This is a genomic window from Alteromonas sp. ABH4_453, from assembly GCF_056160665.1.
This window is the reverse complement of sequence record NZ_JBSWXP010000001.1, coordinates 763,818-784,198: the sequence shown is the minus strand read 5'-3', so window position 1 is coordinate 784,198 and position 20,381 is coordinate 763,818. Positions and strand designations below refer to the sequence as shown.

General features: G+C 43.2%; 15 protein-coding genes and 1 pseudogene. 7 read left to right on the top strand and 9 right to left on the bottom strand.

Annotated elements, in window-relative coordinates; translation table 11 throughout:
* Positions 1–58: 58 nt before the first annotated feature.
* From ACXAGV_RS03355 to ACXAGV_RS03340, 4 genes and pseudogenes are all read right to left on the bottom strand, one after another.
* Positions 59–1,387: a sensor histidine kinase gene (locus ACXAGV_RS03355; protein WP_474871877.1), complete on the bottom strand. Its 1,329-nt coding sequence runs from the start codon at positions 1,385–1,387 to the stop codon at positions 59–61.
* On the bottom strand, positions 1,387–1,971 hold the full coding sequence (locus tag ACXAGV_RS03350; RefSeq protein ID WP_474871875.1) for a chemotaxis protein CheX: 585 nt from the start codon (positions 1,969–1,971) through the stop codon (positions 1,387–1,389). Before ACXAGV_RS03350 ends, ACXAGV_RS03355 begins: the two co-directional genes overlap by 1 nt.
* Positions 1,968–2,333 carry a response regulator gene (locus ACXAGV_RS03345; protein WP_474871873.1) on the bottom strand — a complete coding sequence of 122 codons (366 nt, stop codon included), beginning with the start codon at positions 2,331–2,333 and terminating at the stop codon, positions 1,968–1,970. Before ACXAGV_RS03345 ends, ACXAGV_RS03350 begins: the two co-directional genes overlap by 4 nt.
* Before the next feature lie 253 nt (positions 2,334–2,586).
* Positions 2,587–3,095: pseudogene (locus ACXAGV_RS03340) on the bottom strand (aminotransferase class I/II-fold pyridoxal phosphate-dependent enzyme); the annotation flags it as partial.
* A gap of 55 nt (positions 3,096–3,150) precedes the next feature.
* Between ACXAGV_RS03340 and ACXAGV_RS03335 the strand changes: the two are divergent.
* Positions 3,151–3,396 (top strand): hypothetical protein, encoded by a 246-nt coding sequence (locus ACXAGV_RS03335; protein WP_474871871.1) that lies wholly within the window; start codon positions 3,151–3,153, stop codon positions 3,394–3,396.
* A 120-nt stretch (positions 3,397–3,516) separates the two neighbouring features.
* Here the strand turns inward: ACXAGV_RS03335 and ACXAGV_RS03330 are convergent, their stop codons facing one another.
* Entirely contained in the window at positions 3,517–4,224 is a 708-nt protein-coding gene (locus ACXAGV_RS03330; RefSeq protein WP_474871869.1) for an endonuclease/exonuclease/phosphatase family protein, read from the bottom strand.
* Positions 4,212–6,428, bottom strand: a complete 2,217-nt coding sequence (locus ACXAGV_RS03325; protein WP_474871867.1) for a VTT domain-containing protein — start codon at positions 6,426–6,428, stop codon at positions 4,212–4,214. The genes ACXAGV_RS03330 and ACXAGV_RS03325 overlap by 13 nt, the downstream gene beginning before the upstream one ends.
* A 261-nt stretch (positions 6,429–6,689) precedes the next feature.
* Here ACXAGV_RS03325 and ACXAGV_RS03320 point away from each other — a divergent pair, with 261 nt between their 5' ends.
* Entirely contained in the window at positions 6,690–8,432 is a 1,743-nt protein-coding gene (locus ACXAGV_RS03320) for a PAS domain S-box protein (RefSeq protein ID WP_474871865.1), read from the top strand.
* A gap of 79 nt (positions 8,433–8,511) precedes the next feature.
* Here ACXAGV_RS03320 and ACXAGV_RS03315 read toward each other — a convergent pair whose 3' ends face one another.
* Complete coding sequence (locus ACXAGV_RS03315; protein WP_474871863.1) at positions 8,512–9,108, bottom strand: porin family protein; 597 nt, start codon at positions 9,106–9,108, stop codon at positions 8,512–8,514.
* Between the two features lie 509 nt (positions 9,109–9,617).
* On the opposite strand from ACXAGV_RS03315, the gene katG reads away from it, so the two are divergent.
* On the top strand, positions 9,618–11,918 hold the full coding sequence (katG, locus tag ACXAGV_RS03310) for a catalase/peroxidase HPI (protein WP_474871861.1): 2,301 nt from the start codon (positions 9,618–9,620) through the stop codon (positions 11,916–11,918).
* A 212-nt stretch (positions 11,919–12,130) separates the two neighbouring features.
* Positions 12,131–12,616, top strand: coding sequence for a hypothetical protein (locus ACXAGV_RS03305; RefSeq protein WP_474871859.1), 486 nt, complete (start codon positions 12,131–12,133; stop codon positions 12,614–12,616).
* 48 nt (positions 12,617–12,664) lie between these two features.
* On the opposite strand, the gene ACXAGV_RS03300 is transcribed toward ACXAGV_RS03305, so the two are convergent.
* Entirely contained in the window at positions 12,665–13,990 is a 1,326-nt protein-coding gene (locus ACXAGV_RS03300) for a mechanosensitive ion channel family protein (protein ID WP_156078821.1), read from the bottom strand.
* 748 nt (positions 13,991–14,738) lie between these two features.
* Between ACXAGV_RS03300 and ACXAGV_RS03295 the strand changes: the two genes are divergently transcribed.
* Positions 14,739–15,929, top strand: a complete 1,191-nt coding sequence (locus tag ACXAGV_RS03295; protein WP_474871856.1) for a hypothetical protein — start codon at positions 14,739–14,741, stop codon at positions 15,927–15,929.
* Positions 15,929–16,354, top strand: a complete 426-nt coding sequence (locus ACXAGV_RS03290; RefSeq protein WP_474871854.1) for a hypothetical protein — start codon at positions 15,929–15,931, stop codon at positions 16,352–16,354. The genes ACXAGV_RS03295 and ACXAGV_RS03290 overlap by 1 nt, the downstream gene beginning before the upstream one ends.
* Before the next feature lie 13 nt (positions 16,355–16,367).
* Here the strand turns inward: ACXAGV_RS03290 and ACXAGV_RS03285 are convergent, their stop codons facing one another.
* Positions 16,368–18,464: an EAL domain-containing protein gene (locus ACXAGV_RS03285; RefSeq protein WP_474871852.1), complete on the bottom strand. Its 2,097-nt coding sequence runs from the start codon at positions 18,462–18,464 to the stop codon at positions 16,368–16,370.
* A 395-nt stretch (positions 18,465–18,859) separates the two neighbouring features.
* Between ACXAGV_RS03285 and ACXAGV_RS03280 the strand changes: the two genes are divergently transcribed.
* Positions 18,860–20,293 carry a DEAD/DEAH box helicase gene (locus ACXAGV_RS03280; protein WP_474871850.1) on the top strand — a complete coding sequence of 478 codons (1,434 nt, stop codon included), beginning with the start codon at positions 18,860–18,862 and terminating at the stop codon, positions 20,291–20,293.
* The last annotated feature ends 88 nt before the right edge of the window (positions 20,294–20,381 follow it).

Genomic DNA, 20,381 nt, shown 5'->3' with positions numbered 1-20,381 from the left:
GACATACAAACAGAGTGAGGATTAACAACGTCTTACTCTGTACTGGGCTATCTGTTTTCTAGGCCGTTTGAGAGTTTTCCGCTTCGTTTTCTTTATTCTCTTCATTATCTTCACTGGACGGGGGCTGTGCTGCAGGCTGTTTCGGAATGGTGATCTCTACCACGGTTCCTTTTGCCTCTTTGCTGCTAATAGATATTTTACCTTGATGTTGTTCAATGGCGGTGTAAGCCACAGAAAGGCCCAGCCCTTGGCCTTGCCCTTCGGGCTTTGTAGTAAAGAAAGGTTCAAAGACTCGCTTTAGATGTTTTGTAGGAATACCGCAACCCGAGTCTAGTATTTTGATGGTCACTGTCTTAGGGGACTCAATAACTGTAAGCTTGATGAAGCCCTTACCTTCTATAGCCTGCGCAGCATTGATCATGACATTCATGAGCGCCTGCTTCAGCGGCCCAGGGTTCCCCATTACTTCAACTTTTTCCTGCTCACATTCGACCTTATACTTAGGCGCGCTGTACTGGGCGGATATAAGAGTAATTAGCTGGTAACACACGGCGCAGATATCTACTATCTGCACGCCTTCGGTAGTCTCCAGCGAAAAGTTCTTAAGGTTTTCGACGATGTCTTTTACGCGGGTAAGACCGTCTGTAGACTCGGCAATTAGCTCAGTAATATCGTCCTTTAACAAGTCGTAGTGATTAGACTCAAACAGTGCGTCGACCTGCTCTTTAAGTTCGTCGGTGAAGTGTTCGAGTTGCCCCTGAACGCCATCACAAATCGCAATAAGGTGAGTTGCGTATTGCTCAAGTGTATTGAGGTTAGCGCTCACAAAACCAATAGGGTTATTAATTTCGTGGGCGATCCCCGCCGCTAGCTGACCAGTAGAAGCCATTTTCTCTGCTTGAATAAGCTGACTTTGTGCGGTATCGAGTTTGCGAATTAACTTTTTTTGCGCTTCGTGTTCTTTTTTTAGCGCTTCTGAAAGCTTTTGCTGGGCTCTAAAGTAGCTGGCTTGGGCGGTCACATCTTGCAGAAAAATACACGCCAATTTTTGCCCTGTGCTTTTGTCTTTAATGGGCAAGATTTCCATGTTTTGATACATCTGTGTTTCTTCACCCGTTATAGGGCGAGAGCTTTTAAACGGAAAGATGTGGGGGCGTTGTTCCCAATAGCTAAAACTTGGGTGCTGTAGGACAAATACTGATTTTAGCCTGCGTTTTAGAAACTTACCTTGTCCTTGAAATAACTCAACAACTGGCGTTTCTTTATAGCAGTCGCGCATATTGTGAGGAAGTCGATCTAAAAAGAAGTCGTTTAGATAAACAACCTTAAAGCTCTCATCGACTATACCAATTCCGACAGGTAATTTACCTACCAGTTGTTCAAACATTATGCGAGTAACTCATCCAATGTGTCTTTCATGCGTGCAAGAGATTCATCGTCTAAGCAGAAAACAACTCGCATGCTAAACGACGAGATCGCGATAATAAACTGCACTTCCATCACTAAGCTGTGCTGCCATTGCAACTCATCGAAGTTCGCTTTATCGGGCAAGAATAACGTGGGCATGTTCAAATTAGTGGTAAGTTCCAACTGGTCGGAAAGACCAGCCAAACACGCACCTGCCAAAATGTTACAAAGCTCCAAGATAATCTCTTGAATGTCTTCTTTGCTTAATGGTTCATCGTAATCCATTAACGTTGCGACCTCACTCAATCCAGCTTGAGATAGCACAGACATCACTTCGCCGTGTACGTCGCCTAAGAAAGACTGACGGGTATAGAAAGCGTCTTCGGTTTCAAATAAGAGACTGTAAAGCTGGGTGGGAGTAACCGCTGAGATTTTTGGGATAGAAATATCAATTTTGGTTTCAATTAACTGCGCAAGAGAGTTTGCGGCTTGCCCCATGGAAATATTTAGGAGTTCTTGAAGGGCATCTCTTTGCTCTTCGTCTAGTGGTAGTACAACGCTCATAGATACCCCAGCTCAAACAGTGCCATTGCCAACTCTTCTTTATCTAAAGGCTTGCGCAGAAATCGCTTAGCTCCAAGCGACATAACGATCTTTTGCTTTTCCGGCTGAAAGTCTGCGCTTATCACGATCACGTTTGGCATGTCAGGTCGTGCATGTAAAAACTCTAATACTCCCACTCCGTCGACCTCAGGCATAGTAAGGTCTAGAAGAACGAGTGCGAACTCTCTCTCAGAAAGTGCAGTGATCGCTTCTTGCCCGTTTGTTGCCTCGGTTATGTCGTACTCCAAATCCTGAGGTAGCGAGCGAATAACGCTGCGCCTCGACAGCTTGGAATCATCAGCAACTAGTAGAGAAAGTGACATTTACAGCCTCCTTGAGCGGCACGTGAAGTGATGCCTTTTTAGTAAAGTATGTGCAACTTTTGCGTTACTGCAACAATACCTTTAAAAATTATTGTTGTAGTCATGCTCTGCCTGCTTATTAACAGTTTAGAGTATATGACAAAGGTGACTTTTGTGCGTATTAGACTTTTAGTTGAATTGATAATGTGCGGGAAACGAATAAGGTAAGAAACGAGAGGGGGCATGTACTGATACAAATACATGCCCTATGTATTTAGCCTTTTTGCATTGCTTGCATTTTTTCTAACGCGGCTGGCATGGCATCAACATAACGTTTGACGTCAGCTATTTTACCCATACTCACTCGAGACCAATTGTTATAGGTGCGATAAATACCTCGTATAAGTACGTCTTTTTCAGCCATAGCTTGACGAAAATATTCAGCGTTTCCGTTACCAAGATTAACAAAAATAAAGTTAGTACTTGAGGTTAGGGCTGTCAAACCGTTTGCTTTAACGGCGTCCATAACCATGGACTTACCTTCATAAATCTTCGAAAAAGTTCTTGCTACGATGACATTGTGGCCCGCTTTAACAAGTGGAATCATTGGGTGTTTTGGTGGCTCATCAATGAGTTCGTTATACGCCTCATCCACTAAAACAAGTGTCTTTTTAGAAGCTTTGATGCAAAAGTCGCGAAGCTTATTCGGGGCAAGTACTTTACCCGTGGGATTGTTAGGGTTACAGATATGTACCATGCCAATTGAATATCAATTGCGGCATATGAAAACAAGGATGCACTAGGTCAGCTTATTGCTGATTATGAGAGGGCTACGGGCGTGAGTTTGGAACATGATCTTGCTTACGCAGGGCAGCTTATGACAGGGTTAAGGCAGGTAATACAAGGAGAGGGTGTGATGGTCTTACCTACCTCGGCCATTTTTCATTTAAGAGAGTCAGGGCTGGTATCGACACTCAAAATTACTCAGCCCGAAATGCACAGAACTGTATTGGCGGCGACAAACAAAAAGAAAAGTTTGCGCTCGACTATGGAAGCATTATCGATATTGTTCGGAAAGTCGTAGCAAAAGAGAATGCACTGAACCATTGGTGTGGCACGCTGGAATCTGCGGCCTCTGCCTTTGCCGCGAAATCGGCGTAATACAACACTTTCTAATTTACGGCGTTACAGAACACAGAAAAATTTACGATTCAGGTAAGACAATATCTACTAACACCGGTAAGTGATCAGAATACACCCTTGTTTTTGCATTCTTAAGCTTTCGGCATGACTTCACTTCAATATCCTCTGTTACCCAGACGCGGTCCAGAGAAAACACCGGAAATTGACTGGGAAACGTAGCGCCAATTTTTTGTTGCGATAGCAACTGATTTAATCCTTTAAATGCCTTAGAAAAAAACTGCCACTCGTTAAAATCACCGGCCAGAAATAACGGGGTTTTTCTTTCTTCCAAAAGAAGCGAAAGGTGTTCGTGAAGCATGGAAAACTGAGAACGGCGCTCGAGCTTTTTCAGACCCTTGTGGGTATTAACCACAGTAAGAGGTGTTTTTTCAGTCTTCAACTCGACAATTTGCACATTTCTCGGTTGTCGACCCGTTTGACTCACATCCAGAGTATCGTGTTTTAAAACGTCAAATCTACTTAAAATAGCATTTCCGTACCAGCCACTGGGCTCTCTTATGGCGGGAGAGGGGATTAGCGTGAATGCATTGTTTGCACATATGTCTTTAATATCCTGAGCGGTGTCACGTTCAACGGGGCGTGTATCCATCTCTTGAAGTAGTACGATGTCAGCGCCACTGTTTGCTAGAAATTGCCCTATGCGTTTGTAGTCATGCTTCTTATCCCTGCCAACTCCACTATGAATATTGTAGGTCACTATGCGGCACATTTTTCGCCCTCATCTTTTGTACCGTTACTACCTTGTGTCGCGTCACCATTTGACTCTTTTCTAGCCTGATAGTAGCGTGCAAATTTTTGTGAACCCCATATCATGAGGCCCCACATAATGATTCCTCCCACTAAATAGCTAATAGTCTCCACAGAAGGGTTCTGCCAAATTTGAGCAATCGAGTCGCCAACAAGGCCTTTAGCAATCATAGGCGGAAACATGCCCAAAAATGTACCGACTAAAAACTGTAAAATGCCAATAGATGAAATGCCCGCGACTAAATTCACCAGACTAAAGGGGGCAATAGGCAACATGCGAATTGCCGCTACGCCAACTATGCCACTGCGTTTCAATTTTTCATCAACGGCTGCAACCTTTGGTCCACCTATTTTTCGAAGGCCGGCATTACCCGATAGCTTTCCAACACCAAACATAATCGCTGAGCTCATTAGTGCGCCCATCATGCCGTAAATAGGCCCCCATATAGGACCGAAAATAGCGGCTACAGCCAAAGACAGTACAGTAACCGGGAAGAATAGGATGCCGCCAACTACATAGACGAGCAAAACTGTGGGAAGAGCAAAATAAGTGCCCCTGCTTTTCTCCAAAAAGGCATTGATACTGTCTGAGCTTAACCATGGGATTGATTGGCTAGCCCAAAACATCAACCCGCCGAGTACCGCAATAATAGCAACACCAATTAAAATCATTATGCTGCGGCGCTTAGGGTTACGCGCGGGCAGCGCGTCACCGCCAAGTGTGGGTACTGAAATAAGTGGTTCTTCAGGGTCTGATAGCGCGCGAAATACATTTTTCACCGAGTGTTCTGTGAATACCTCATCACGAACTTCGGTAAGCACATAGCCGTGTGCGATCTGACCCTGCATCAATGCTTCAACAGGGTATTGGCTGTTAAATATCTCCGGCATTGCATCTATATCACGACCTGTATGCTCAGCAAGTAAGTCATTTCTTACTTGTTCTATACATGCCTGATTGTCTTTGCTATTGCCGAATATAACCGTATCAATCTCTGTATCTAATGTCATTGAACGGTTACTTAGATTTGAAGAGCCGATAACAAGGTACTTGTTATCTATTGTCATCACCTTAGAGTGAATGCGTTTATACGCCTTACGACCTTGCATATCTTCGATTGAAGAATAAGTCAGTTTTACTCGATTGGGGTCGATCCCTTTTTCCAAAATTGCTTTAAATTCAATTCGGCTTGCCCAAAAAGCCTCACATTCAAATTTACCTTTTGGCTCGTAAGAGCTAACAATGATGACCGAAAGATTTGGCTTTAACTTTAGTTGCCTGTTAAGAGCCTCAGCAATTTCTTGGCGAGTCGTGAATTGATTTTCGATGTATATAACCGACTCTGCCTCACCAATCAGGTCAAGCAGCATATGGCGAACTTCTTGCGCCGGCTCTACTTCATCCATAAACGGGATGGTGCGGGCAAGGGCGCACTCTACGTTTTCAAAAAGAGGGGGGAAGTCTTCAGGCCATGCGTCCGGTAGCGGTGCATCTTCGTCAATAAGTGCCTCTTCACGCATGTCGATAGGAGATTCATCAGCTACGCGCTGCCATCTCCATCTAACAAGCTGCGCAAAATCGGCAACGACGGGGCCGCTCGAAACCATTTGTACATCGTGTAACGGACCGTACTCACCGTCAGGACCATCTCTTTCTTCAGAAACCACCGGATGGTCTCGGGTATCCCAGCGATTGGTCGACACATCCATGCCGCCTGAAAAAACAAGTTCGTCGTCAACAACCACGATTTTTTGGTGCTGGCTTCCGCCCATGGGAATAGTATCGTCGAGCTCTGTTTGAACATTATCTGGCGTTTTCTCTTCCCATACTTCTTTAGCCCACATCTCACGTTGCGCAAAAAAGGCTAACGACGAGTCCCATCGCAATAGGTAAATTTTAATATCGGGGTTTTGCTCAGCTTTCCATTTAAGCAAGTCGCTAATAACACTAGGCGCTTCGCTAGAGGCTTCATCGTCACCTCGTAACAAGCGGATTCGACTATCAATATCCCAACCCACAATAAAAATACTGTGCTTTGCTTTGACTATCGAGCTGTGTAGGGCTTTGTAATAGTTCCCGCAATCTACTAGAGGCGTGGAAAACCGCGCTTTGCTCTCTACCCAACAGTTTTGACCTGGTTGAAAAACACTCTTACCTGATTGCATGGTTCATTACCTAGTTTTATCGATCTACATATCTATTTATCTATGAGTTACTGCAGAATTCATACCTTATTAACCAGTGGGCGCTGGAATGTTAAGCGTCTGATTTGATTTATTTATTTAGCTTTTATCAATTTTTTTGAAGGCGAGTTTCAGTTAATTCTGTGTAATTTTTTCACATCAAGGCGAGATTAATGCTCAGAACTGGAAAAAGGTTTGAACATCTTCTATATAGCTTTAGGGTTATACAAAAGGATAAGGTTAATGAGGTTTTTTCCCAAAGAAGACGCATCGAAGCAGGCACTAGAGCAGTCGATACTTGCTGTCGTGACTATTGATGAAAAAAATAACATCACGTTTTATAACGGCGCAGCTCAAAAGTTATGGGGTTACATGCCTGGCGAGGTATTGGGAAAAAATATAAAAATATTGGTGCCTCAAGAGCATAAAGCCAATCACGATAGTTATGTTAATTCACATAGACAAACTAATATTAATAAGATTGTTGGAAGCTCTCGCGAGGTTGAACTTGAAACCAAAAGCGGTGAGCGTATCTGGGTGCAGCTGGCCTTGTCACAAGTTATTGTACAAGGCAAAAAGCATTACACTGCGTTTGTTCGTGATGTTACAGAAGAGCGTGAATCTAGAGAAATTGTGGAGCAAACCCTAGAGCAAGCACTCGATGCGGTGGTGTGTATAGACGAGAACAACAATGTCACCTTGTTCAATGCATCTGCTGAAAAATTGTGGGGATACGCGCGAGAAGAAGTTATCGGACAAAATGTGAAGATGCTTGTTCCCCAAGAGATTCAGGCAAACCACGATAATTACGTGAACGCGAATAGAGAAACGGGTCAAGATAAGATTGTCGGCACGAGTCGCGAAGTGAAAGTCGAGAGAAAAGACGGAAAAAGCTTGTGGGGAAGGCTATCGTTGTCGAAAGTAAGACTCGCTGATAGAACGCTTTATACGGCCTTTATAAAAGATGTTACTGAAGAGGTTGAACAGCGAGAGATGCAGAGAATGCTATCTCTTGTTGCTAACGAGACGGATAACGCGGTGATTATCTCCGACGCCAATGGACTAATAGAATATGTGAATAATGGATTTTACCGGCTAACGGGCTGGCAGCTTGAAGAAGTTAAAGGTAAAAAGCCGGGATCATTCTTACAAGGCGAAGAGACCGATCAGAGGACCGTTAGCGTAATACGACAAAAACTTAAAAACCGCGAAGCCTTTTACGATGAGATCCTTAATTACAAAAAGGATGGTGCTCCTTACTGGACGTCATTATCGATAAACCCTGTCTTTAAAGACGGAAACTTAGTCAATTTCATTGCCGTTCAGGCTGATATCACCCGAGTAAAACAAATGGCACTCGACTTTACTAACAAGTTGAAGGCAATCGGAAGTGCATTGGTACTACTTGAAATCGAACCTAGCGGCAAAATTATTGAGGCTAACAAACTACTTCGTGAAACGTTAAGTGGCGTGATGAGTACAGAAACATTTGCTAGCGAAGTTATGGGAAGTCTCACTACAGAGGATAAATCAACATTAGAGAAATCTGGGTTCGTTTCAAAAATTGCTGAGTTTAATATTGGGGATGATTACTTGGCGTTTGACGCTCGAATAAGTGCACTTAAAAATTTCAATGGGCAAGTAACGCGGTACGTATTCTTTGCCGTCAATGTTACGTCGAGAAAGCAAGCGGTGAATGATACACAAGATGCCATGAAAGAACTCTTAGTGACCAGTCAGACTATTAGTAACATTGTTGGCACAATTAACTCAATTTCAGAACAGACTAACTTATTAGCGCTGAACGCTGCCATTGAAGCCGCAAGAGCGGGAGAAATGGGGCGAGGTTTTGCGGTCGTTGCTGATGAAGTAAGAACGCTGGCAGGTAACTCACAATCATCATCAAATGAAATTGATAACCTTGTAAAAACAACGGTATCAAAAATAGAAGAGTTAGCCCAACTTATTCAGCGTATAGATGGTTAACACAAAAAAGCCTTCGTTAAACGACGAAGGCTTTCATAAATTATCCGTTTAAAATTCAAAACGGTTGCATCGTGTTCAATTAAAAGCGGTACTCTACCCCGATACTTGCCTGTTTTAGATCAGTTTCAAAATCAGTATCATCAATATCGTCAAACGCTTCGTCTGCATCCAGCTCCGTGTCATATACCGTGTATTCAGCGTTTACTAGGAAGTTGCTGGTAACGGCATAGCTCAGACCTGCACCGACGAAAAGACTCTCGTCGTCGTTATCACGTGAAATACCTGCGAAGTTGTATTCTGTCTCTGACCAAAGTTGGCCTGCTTTCGCGTACAGCGAGAAACGCTCGGTTAGTGGTAGAATGCCTTTAATGGCTGCAGTGTAGCCGTCGGTTTCAGCCCCTGCAATGTCGTTACCGTAGTCACCAAAATCGATGTACCCGCCTTCAATCGCAATCCACTCGTTAAACTTATAGCCCACGAGACCTTGCCAAACGTCTTTGTCGTCGTCAAAGTCATCTTCACCTTCAACACGTAGATAACCGTAATTACCACCTACGTAGAAACCACTGTCTTTTGCTTCAATTTGATTTGATTGAGCATTGGCACCGAAAGACGCCATGGCGCTTAAAGAGGCAACCGCGGCAATTCCAGTAAGTGTTTTAAGTGTGTTTTTCATAAGTTCATCCTCATTACTTCTTAACATTCCATCGACTTCTTTTATGAAGCTAATGCGTCTTGATTACATACTTCCTGTATCAATTGCTGTGCCATGGTAGAAATTTCAAACTTCGTTTCAATTGAGAGCAAACTTTACATGATACATTACGTATCTGTTTGTTTATTAATCTACTTTCGGAAATTTACCTATGTTTGAAAAGCTGAAGGCGAAAAATTTTCATAACCATTGAAAGAGATTCACAGGTGTTTAATAGGTTGGCAAGCATCACAAGCTTTTCTTGGATCAACCATCGTTTTATATTGTTGTTTTAATGTAATTGTCTGAATTTATATTGTTTTTTATTTGATTGGATTTTCTAATCAGTTGAATTCATTTTATCAACTGTAAATGTAGAGTAAGTATGTCTATCTTTTAAATGCTTGTGAGGTAAACAAAATGTTAATAGATGAGTGGTTTACAGATAACCCTCATTGATTAACGACAACAAACTCAGATGGGAAAAGACCATGACATTAAATAGGTTCAGAAAGACCACGCTGTCAGCGCTAGTTGCGCTTTCGTTGGGAGCGACAGGTGCCATAGCCAACGACCAAATCAGTAAACCCGCTGGTGCTAAAGGCACGGGCATGTCTAAAGCGTTCCAAGCGAAAACAAACCAGTTTTGGTGGCCCGATCAACTTGATCTGTCACCGCTTCGAGATCATGACAACCGTTCAAATCCACTTGGTGAAAATTTTAGTTACGCCAAAGCGTTTGCAAAACTTGATCTCGATGAAGTGAAAAAAGACGTAAACGAACTGCTTACTACATCTCAAGACTGGTGGCCTGCTGACTTTGGTAACTACGGCCCTTTCTTCATTCGACTTTCATGGCATAGTGCAGGTACCTATCGTACGTTAGATGGTCGTGGCGGTGGTGACGGTGGCCAAATGCGTTTTGATCCGCTTAACAGCTGGCCCGATAACGGTAACCTAGACAAAGCCCGCCGCCTACTGTGGCCAATTAAGCAAAAGTACGGTGAAAGTTTATCTTGGGGTGACTTGATGATCCTCGCCGGTACCGTAGGCATGGAAAACATGGGCTTTGACACCTATGGATTTGCGGGTGGTCGTACCGACGACTGGGAACCTGACATGGTTTATTGGGGTCCAGAAGTGGAAATGCTTGCGAGCGATCGTGAAGAGCGCGACGGTAAGCTTCAGCGCCCGTTGGGGGCAACGCACATGGGCTTGATCTATGTTAACCCTGAAGGTCCGAAAGGTGTTCCTGATCCGATGGGTTCAGCGAAAAATATTCGTACTGCATTTGGCCGTATGGCGATGAATGACGAAGAGACCGTTGCCCTAATAGCGGGTGGTCATACATTTGGAAAAATGCACGGAGCACACAAGCCTGCTGATTGTTTAGAAGCTGAGCCAGGCGGTGCAGGCTTAGAAGAGAAGGGACTAGGTTGGAAGAACAACTGCGGTAAAGGTAATGCAGAAGACACAGTAACGAGCGGTTTGGAAGGTGCTTGGACACAGCTACCTACTAAATGGACGAGCCTATATCTTCAAAACTTATTGGGCTTTGAGTGGAAGCAAACTCGCAGTCCTGCTGGCGCTATCCAGTGGATCCCTACCGATGAATCGCTTCATAAATCAGTACCAGATGCGCACGTAGAAGGTAAGAAAAACCCTCCTGTGATGACTACAGCTGACTTGGCGCTTAAGTACGATCCAGAGTATCGAAAAATTGCCGAGCGCTTCTTGGAAGATCCTAAAGAGTATCAAACAGCGTTTGCTAAAGCGTGGTTCAAGCTAACTCACCGCGATATGGGTCCTAAGGCACGTTACTTGGGTAACGATATCCCAGAAGAGAACTTCATCTGGCAAGACCCAGTGCCTAAAGCTGACTATAAAGCGATCTCTAATAAAGACGTTAAGAAACTTAAAGCTGACATCTTAGACAGTGGTTTAACCGTTCAGCAACTTGTGAAAACAGCATGGGCGGCAGCATCTAGCTTCCGAGCATCTGATTTACGCGGTGGAGCAAACGGTGCTCGTATTGCGCTAGAGCCACAAATGAGCTGGGAAGCTAACGAACCTGAAACGATAAAAGCTGTTGTTTCAAAACTTAAAGAGTTGCAGGAAGACTATAACTCGCGCATGTTCTCCAAGAAGAAAGTATCTCTTGCTGACCTCATTGTGATTGGCGGCGCGGCAGCCATTGAAAAAGCAGCGGCAGATGCAGGTGTTGAAGCGACCGTACCTGTAGTACCAGGTCGTACGGACGCAACTCAAGAACAGACTGACGTGAACTCTTTCTCTTTGCTAGAGCCAACGGCCGATGCGTTTAGAAACTACTATAATGCAGAAGCGAGCTATCGTTCGCCAACTGACATGCTGGTAGATAAAGCCGATCAGCTTAATTTAACGGTACCAGAAATGACTGTTCTACTTGGCGGTTTGCGTTCATTGGGAGCAAACATAGGTGGCACTAGCCACGGTGTATTTACCGACAAAGTGGGCACGCTTAACAACGACTTCTTCGTAACGCTACTAGATATGGGCGTTAAGTGGAGAAAAACGGATAACCCGTCGGTATATGAAGGTGTAAAAAGAAGTACTGGTGAAGTTATGTATACAGGTACGCCTGTAGACCTAGTCTTTGGATCAAACAGTGAGCTGCGTGCAGTGGCCGAAGTTTATGCCTACGACAACGCGAAAAGCCGTTTTGTTAAAGACTTCGTCGACGCTTGGACCAAAGTGATGACGCTAGACCGTTTTGATTTACGTCACGATCTAAGCGCCAGCTTGGGTAAATAGATGCGGTACAACTGCTATTGCGAATTAGCTGAACCACTAATTCTCAATAGACATAAAGACTAAAAGGGCGCTTCGGCGCCCTTTTTAATTGATTTCTATAAGTCGTGTTATGAATTCTTAATGTGATTAAAACGACCGCGAGACCATCGCAAACCCATCTTTAATTCGATACACTGAATCTTTATTTTTCGCTTCTACAGACAATTACCACAATGGCTAGTCTTCAACGAACGTTGGTCAATTTAGAAATGCTAAGCGACGATATTAATGCACTTCACGTCGACGCACTTGATACGCACACCCACATTAAGCTTTTACACAATGTGTTGAATGAGCTAAAGAACGCCGAGCAATTTGTTGCCTTAGAAACAGAGGCCAGTTTCCAAAAGTCATTATCCGGTTCACTGTTTGAGAACATACTTGAGCGAAAGCGTATGGTGGGTGTTTACATAAAGCTGGTGGGCTATGTAATTACAGCGTGGGAAGCGACCAATAAAGCGAATGCAATCATCAGTGAAAACTTCGATTCAAGTGCAGATAAGCGATTGGAGTTACTTCAGGTAAAAGCAATAAAAGCCAAATCTCAATTAAAAACTGTAGCGTCAGCGATGGGCAAAGAAGACTATGCAAAGTTTGTCCAGACGTTAGGTCTGTCTGCCCAAGAGTGGCAATGGGATACACTTCGCGCTAGGTTTTAGCCAGCGCGAAGGTATGACTCAAAGCGCTCATGTCATGAGCGAGTTTAGCTACGGTGTGGTATTTCGAATACCAATGCCTTGTTCGTTGATGACTCTTACTTCGCGTTGAGGGAACGGTATTTCAATGTTGTGCTCGCGTAATGTTTCAAACACAGTAAGCAGCAAATCGCCACCCACGCGGTTTTTACCATCGTCCACCCCTTCCATCCAAAACTCGACGAACATGTTAACGCCAGAGTCGCCAAAGCTATCTATTTCACAGTCAGGTAGCTCTTCAAATGGAACATCATCGCCACTGATCACCTGCGGGTGTTCCGATACCGCCTCTTTAATAATCTCTACCATCGCGCGGATATCAGTTTTATAGGCGACAGAAAAGTCGATGCGGTAACGTTGTTTTTGGTTTTTGTGTGTCCAGTTTATTAGCAAAGAGCTGATAAACTTTTCGTTAGGCACCAGTACATCTTTACCGTCATAAGTTTCTAATACGGCATAGCGCATTTTAAACTCTCTGACGATACCTTTCTGCCCGTCTTCTAATTCAACGTAATCGCCTACGGTCAACGATTTATCCAATAGAATAATGATGCCCGAAATGAAGTTTGATGCGATGGACTGCAAACCTAAGCCTAAACCCACACCTACTGCACCACCAAACACGGCTAATGCGGTAAGGTTAATTCCCATGACGTTAAGCAATAAAAGAAACACCACACAGAACAGGGCAACTTCAAACAGCTTTGCGAACACTTCTTTGGTAGAAACGTCGAGCGACTTATGGTTTCGAATAATATCTTGACCAATGGCATTCGAGCTGCGGCCTAGCCAGAACAGCAAGCCACCAAACAACAACACTCTTGTTACGCCATACGCTGAAATTTCAACATTGCCGATTGATATTGCCATTGACTCCAATGCTGAAGTTATCAGCGGAAGCACGCCAACTAAGTGTAAAAATAGGATAGGTAAACCCACCCATCGCATAAACGCTGCAATGGTGTTGTTTTCGACAAAACCAGTAATCAAGGAATTAACAAATAGCATGAGGGCTACAACAACGGCTATTTCCAATAGCCATGCATCAAACTGAAATTGCGCCCCCAACACGGTAGTAAGCTTTAGCATACTGATGGTGATAAGCGGGAATAGTGCCTCACCCAGATTGTATAAAAAGCCGTGCATTGTATGTGCGCCTTGCTGTGGCTTTTCTCGGGTAAACTTAAATGGCTTTTTTACTTGTCGTGCAAGCAAAAACGCAACGCAATAAATAATTGCGATTGTTGTAAGCTGGATAACAAAGCTATCAGACATCACCGATGCTTTGACTAAAGCCAACTTTTCCTCAAAGTGCTGGGTTAAACTATCAACATTCATGTTTTCTACTTCACTTGTTTACCACACTGCAGCAGCGTGGATGTAATTTGAGCGTGGAATAACTGCGCGCTTTTTATCTGTTATAACAAATATGGTAAAGCTTTTTTTATCCATCTAATAAAAATTGACCAATAATTGAAAGCTGGATATACCATTTTTAGTGTTAATTCCGAGCGAAATTGATGCAAAATACTGATGTTATCGAGTTTTTAATGTTATTTGAATTAAGCGTCTTTTGCTCGTATATGATTGTTTACTAATTTATTTTTTTATTTAAAGATTAAAGGTGGTTCACATTAACCTCCATTCTTCATTCATAAAAATATTTGTCGTTTAGATAGAAAAAATGCTGCGCTTTTCAAAAAGAAACTGGAATAAGTAACACACTGCGATTACAAAAGGTTTGATGCATCGCGCGTCTAGCTCCTGCAGGGGCTTTGTTAGCAAAGGCGTCAATAAAGTACTTTGGGGTCTTTAAAAACGATGCTTTCTTTCTTAATGAGTGGTGCGATTAGTTGTTATTTTTCAAAAGAGGATTGGCATTTAGTGTCTAGATTTCATTTGAAAATTATGGGGAGGCGCAACTCGACACTTAACTAATTTAAAACGCTGGTGGTCGAGTCAGCGTTTTGATTCCTTGTTGTTTTGATTGGAGTTATCTTCCTACCAAGCTATCATTAATGTAGTTGCTCAGTAGAGGCGATACAAACAGTACTAAGCCTTAAACACTTTTAAATGTAAATTGACTATGACCAAATTGATGTTGCTGCCTGTTATTATCGCTATCGGCATACTTTTTTTTGCTCCCGTAGGGCGCACGGAAGGCCTCGAGTTTTCCGGTTTTGCAAGGGCGGTTGCTGGCAAAATAGATACTGAAAAAGCTACCTATGAAGGTTATGACAACAGCATAAGCTTTTCTGAAAAGTCGCTCATAGCACTTCAAGCTGACTATAATTTTTCGTCCTCATTCTCCGCATCAAGTCAATTTCTTCTTCACACCGACGACGATAGAGAGTCAGGGATAGAGTGGCTGTATCTAACCTATGCTCCTAGTGAAAGTTTTCAAATTAACGCTGGCCGGCTTCGTACCCCTTTTTTGAAGTACTCTGATGTTATTGATGTTGGGTTCGCTTACCCGTGGATAAATGCACCGCAGCAACTCTATAGCAGCTACTTATTCTCTCAGTATGAAGGTGGTAATGCTAGGTTGAGAAGGTCTTTTGGCGATGTTGTAGTTGATATAGAGGCTTACTATGGAAAGTATGAGGATGAGCTGGTCTCGAGCGGTATCAACGTAGATGTTGAAGTGGATAACTTGTTCGGCGGCGTTATTGAAGTCAACTATGGTGGTTTGCAGTTAAGAGCAGCCACTGTTAATGCGCCTAAAGTTGAAACAACTATCGATGAAATAGCGCCTCTTGTTCAGGGACTTAGAGCTGCTGGGTTTGACAACATAGCGGAACAGTTTGATATCAATGATCGTGCTGGAGCTTTTTTACTGGGTGCCAGCTATGACGCGCTTAACTGGTACGTAAGCAGTGAATGGATGAAAGTTTCATCTGATATCGATGTGCTCGCCAATCTAGATAGTTTTTATGTCTCGTATGGCTATTATCTTGATGAAGTCCTTTTACACCTGACCTATGCTTCATCTAGGCAATCACTCAATACCATCGAAAACACTATTCCGTTGGGTGCGTCACCCGAGTTAGATCAACTTTATTTCGCAGTTGAGCAACTAAATAGCTTCTTTCCTACAGATGACCTTGATACCTGGACACTAGGCGCTAGGTGGGATGTGAAAACTAACATTGCACTTAAAACTGAAATATCAATTCTTGACGGTAAAGAGGGAAAATCATCGTTTTACGACATTAAAGAGAATAGTTTCGATAGAAATGCGACCTTGTATCAAGTGGCAGTAGAGTGGGTATTTTAATGCAAAAATATTTGCTCGTTTTCTTTCTCTTACTCTTACTTTGTTCTCGTATAGCCGTTGCGCAAGATGGTATTTGGGTTGTTGCAAACGTTCCTGAACAAAACTTCGTGCTAACAAAAGCAGAAGTACGCAATCTTTTTATGAGAAGTACAACATCATCCAGCGATGCCCTAATACCCGTAGCTATGAGCCCAGGCAATAGGGCGCGGGCCATTTTCAATACCAAGATAATTGCTTTGACCGAATCACGAATTCAATCCTATTGGGCGCAAATGCGCTTCAGTGGACGACAAACACCGCCTATTGAGTTCAATAATTTGGACGCATTGCTTGAGCACGTAACAAATACTGAAGGTGCGATAGGTTATGTTCCCGCTGGAACGGCGTTACCCGAAAATGTTAAGGTGGTTTATCGAAGCTTTTAAGCAACCGCACCTTTTAGGTGTTTTGCGATTGATTTACAGTTTTACCAACCAATTCCATCAGTGGAATTGGCCGGCTGTAAAGAAAGCCTTGAAGCGTATTGCACCCCTGGTTTATTAAAAACTTGGCTTGTTCTTGAGTTTCAACGCCTTCTGCACACACGGAAAAGTTCAAACTTTTAGCCATATCAATGATGGTCTTAGTGATCATTTCTGATTGCTTGGACTCACCTATTTTGTTTACAAAACTTCTGTCAATTTTTAGCGTGTCTATATCAAACTGCGTTAAATAACTCAGAGAAGAATAGCCAGTGCCGAAATCATCAAGGGCAAGTTTACAGCCTAACTCTTTCAGTGATGCAAAAAACGGGTTCGCCACGTTGAAATTATTCATATAAGCAGATTCCGTAATCTCAATTTCTAAGTTTGAAGCGGGGAGTTTGCCTGTATCTAACTCGTGGAGTAAAAATTGCGTGACATTGTGGTTGTTTAAATCGTGGGGACTCAAGTTAACCGATACAACGACGTTGCTGCCGAAGGCTTCAAGGAGAAGTGGAAATTCGTCCCGAAGTTGCTTTAAAACCCATAGGCTTATTTGTGATATTTTGTCGGTTTGTTCTGCGACATGAATAAACTCACCTGGCGGAACCTGACCTAACACTTCGTCTTTCCAGCGAAGCAGAGTCTCAAACCCCGTGATGTTCTTATCTGAATCCACTTTAGCTTGATAAGTGAGGTAAAACGCGTTGTTTTCAAGAGCGTCAGTTATGCGAGTGGATATAAGCACTTTGCGTTGGGTACGTGCCAGCATTTCATCTGTAAACCATACGAATCTAGATTTACCATCGTCTTTAGCCTTGTACATGGCGACGTCAGCGTTAGTTATAAGGTTGGTTAGTGAGTATTTACACTCACTTGCAAGTGCAAGACCTAAGCTAGCACTTGAGTCTAGCTTCAGTCGGTTAATGATATGAGGTTGAGACACTACTTCTACGAGCTTTAGCGCTATTTTTTCTAGGTCACTAGGCGTTATAAGCTCCCGTACAATAACAATAAACTCGTCACCGCCTAAACGCCCTAATGTACAATTATCTCCAAGTGTACTGTCCATTAATAAACTGATGTGAAGGAGAAACTTGTCTCCCGTATCGTGGCCGAAAGAATCATTAATAGCTTTAAAGCCGTCTAAATCGATAAACAGCAAACCCAATTCATGAGAATTTTTCTGCGCTAGGGCGAGTTCATTTGATAAAAGCTTCATTAAGCACTGTCGATTCGGCAGTCCTGTTAATGCATCGAAATTAGCAAGCCGCTCCATCTGAGACTGTTGCTTCTGCAACATTTCGTTTTTTTGACGATTCGCCTCAGACTGTTTTTTTATGTTTGCCATCATATTGTTAAAGGCCCGAGACAAAGCAAGCATTTCCTCTTTGTTTACTTCCTCAACCTTAACATCGTAAGCGTTGTCATCTACTACACTGTCCATTGTTTTAATTAGGGTGTTCAGCGGACGCATTGCTCTGCTCTGAGCTCTTGATGATATGAATAACGAGATAATAATGAGTAAGGCAACGGAAGGCGTGACCAAAATAATATATCTTTGCCGGCTTGCTTTTAACGCTTCTTCAAGATTGAAAACCAGTGCAAGTCTCCCCATAGGAAAAACCTCTTCGCCTACTGTTTTCACTACTATTACTTTGCTAGAAGTGAGATGTAACCCAATGGAGAGTGTAGCGATACTTTTATCGATGTCAGTTTGGCTGAGCTGAGGAGACATTTTTTCTTGCGGTTTAGTTAGCCCGCCTTTAAAGCCGGCAGGACCTATATAATGGCTCAACAGCGTACCGTCATTACCGAAAATATAGGCAGCTTCAGCATATTCATACTCGTCTAAACGAAGCAAAATTTCCGTTTGATTGAAACTGCCGGCAGGCTCATCGATGAAGTCGATGAGATCAACAGCCATGTTTACACTTATAGCATCTACTTCCGCAGACACGAATTCAACGTAAAGCTTCTCATAGACATAGATAGACAGACCAATAATCAGCGCACTGACTACGGATATAGATGCAAGCGTATTGAATGATATTTCAGAACGAAGGCTTTTCAAAAAGTACTCTTTTAAATTGAACTAAGTGGCAGCAAATACTTTTTAAAAGTATTAGAAAAAAACGTTTTTTCTTTTTTACCAGTATAGACGTTTTACATCATTTCTTGATTAGCAATTTGGGTGAAATTACGTGAGGGCGCAATATTAAACTATCAGTTGAACAAAAAATGCTCTGGTGGACTTTAGTGTTTAGTGGTAGACTCCGCGCGCAATTTGTAAGAGTAAACACCTACGTTCTTTTCTTGATGTCAAACACCAATAAGCCAAGTTGGCAATGGCGTATCTCTTTAGGTTTTCCCAGTAATCTATAACCCCCACGGTTAGCAATAAAGCACCAACGCTTATACCTTTGCGGTATGCAATTTTTTATAAATACCTATGACAGGAGTTTATTAATGTCATTTACCCAATTAGGGCTCGCTGAACCCTTGTTAAAAGCTATTGAAAAACGAGGGTTTAGTACACCATCACCAATCCAGGAAAAGGCAATACCAGAAGTATTGCAAGGAAAGGATGTGTTGGCAGCTGCGCAAACGGGAACAGGGAAAACTGCAGGATTTGGACTTCCTATTTTACAGAGATTGATGGAAGGGCAACCTGTATCTGGCAACAATGTTCGGGCACTTATCTTAACACCCACGCGAGAACTTGCTGCTCAGGTAGAAGAAAGCATCAGAGCGTTCAGTGAGTTTTTGCCGTTAAAAACTGCCGTGGTATTTGGTGGTGTAGGTATTAATCCTCAAATGATGAAGCTGCGTAAAGGTGTGGATGTGTTAATTGCTACGCCTGGACGATTGCTTGACCTCTACCAGCAAAACGCTGTTAAGTTTTCTCAGCTTGAAGTGTTGGTATTGGATGAAGCCGACAGAATGCTTGATATGGGCTTTATTCACGACATTAAGAGAGTATTGAAGCTATTGCCACAAGAGCGTCAAAGCTTACTGTTTTCAGCCACGTTTTCTGATGAAATCACTGCGCTGGCGAAAACAATAACGCGCAACCCTGTGAGTATTTCAACCGCACCAGCCAATACCACGGTAGAAGCTGTTCAGCAGCACTTAGTGACCATTGATAAATCCAAAAAGACGACCGCGCTTATATGTCTGATCAAACAGCAGAAGTGGGAGCAGGTGTTAGTATTTAGCCGCACGAAACACGGCGCTAACCGTATTGCAGAAAAGCTAACTCGGTCAAAAATTCCAAGTGCCGCTATTCACGGTAATAAAAGCCAAGGAGCGAGAACTAAAGCGCTCGCTGACTTTAAAAATGGCGCAATTAAAGTGCTCGTAGCCACCGATATCGCAGCACGCGGCATCGACATTAGTGAATTGCCTATCGTTGTAAACCTAGACTTACCCAATACGGCTGCTGATTATGTTCACCGAATTGGTCGTACAGGGCGAGCAGGCGCTAGTGGTCAGGCGTGGTCATTTGTATGTGCCGAAGAACTGCAAAACTTGAAAGATATTGAGACGCTGATTCAAAAGCTGCTTCCTCGTGAAACGTTGGAAGGTTTCGAGCCTCAGCAAGCCGTGCCCGTTACCACGCTGTCTAAGCCTAAAAAGCCCAAGAAGCCGAAAAAGCCGAAAGCACCAAAAGGTGAGAGCGGCAGCGAAGATAAACGAAGTGGCGAGAATAAAAAGACGGGTCAACGCCAAGGTAACCGTAGTGGAAACGGTAATCCGCGCGCAGGTAAATCGGATTCGCGCAACAATAGCGGTGGAAAGCCTGCAGGTCGAAGACGCCCAGGAAGTGAAGGAAGTGCCGCTAAACGACCAGCTAAGCGCAGAAGTAATGCATCAACCGGGTCGAGCAGCGCAAAAGCGTAAATAGCTGAATATCCCCCTGATAAAATGCGGTTAAATTAAAAAAGGGCCCTCCATTACGTGAAGGGCCCTTTTTCTATTTTTTTCACTA

Bases quoted from the DNA above. Each gene is read 5' to 3' on its own strand.
- ACXAGV_RS03305 (WP_474871859.1), top strand. From the start codon at position 12,131: ATGGCTAGTCTTCAACGAACGTTGGTCAATTTAGAAATGCTAAGCGAC.
- ACXAGV_RS03355 (WP_474871877.1), bottom strand. From the start codon at position 1,387: ATGTTTGAACAACTGGTAGGTAAATTACCTGTCGGAATTGGTATAGTC.
- ACXAGV_RS03280 (WP_474871850.1), top strand. From the start codon at position 18,860: ATGTCATTTACCCAATTAGGGCTCGCTGAACCCTTGTTAAAAGCTATT.
- katG (WP_474871861.1), top strand. From the start codon at position 9,618: ATGACATTAAATAGGTTCAGAAAGACCACGCTGTCAGCGCTAGTTGCG.
- ACXAGV_RS03320 (WP_474871865.1), top strand. From the start codon at position 6,690: ATGAGGTTTTTTCCCAAAGAAGACGCATCGAAGCAGGCACTAGAGCAG.
- ACXAGV_RS03290 (WP_474871854.1), top strand. From the start codon at position 15,929: ATGCAAAAATATTTGCTCGTTTTCTTTCTCTTACTCTTACTTTGTTCT.
- ACXAGV_RS03330 (WP_474871869.1), bottom strand. From the start codon at position 4,224: ATGTGCCGCATAGTGACCTACAATATTCATAGTGGAGTTGGCAGGGAT.
- ACXAGV_RS03315 (WP_474871863.1), bottom strand. From the start codon at position 9,108: ATGAAAAACACACTTAAAACACTTACTGGAATTGCCGCGGTTGCCTCT.
- ACXAGV_RS03295 (WP_474871856.1), top strand. From the start codon at position 14,739: ATGACCAAATTGATGTTGCTGCCTGTTATTATCGCTATCGGCATACTT.
- ACXAGV_RS03350 (WP_474871875.1), bottom strand. From the start codon at position 1,971: ATGAGCGTTGTACTACCACTAGACGAAGAGCAAAGAGATGCCCTTCAA.
- ACXAGV_RS03325 (WP_474871867.1), bottom strand. From the start codon at position 6,428: ATGCAATCAGGTAAGAGTGTTTTTCAACCAGGTCAAAACTGTTGGGTA.
- ACXAGV_RS03300 (WP_156078821.1), bottom strand. From the start codon at position 13,990: ATGAATGTTGATAGTTTAACCCAGCACTTTGAGGAAAAGTTGGCTTTA.
- ACXAGV_RS03345 (WP_474871873.1), bottom strand. From the start codon at position 2,333: ATGTCACTTTCTCTACTAGTTGCTGATGATTCCAAGCTGTCGAGGCGC.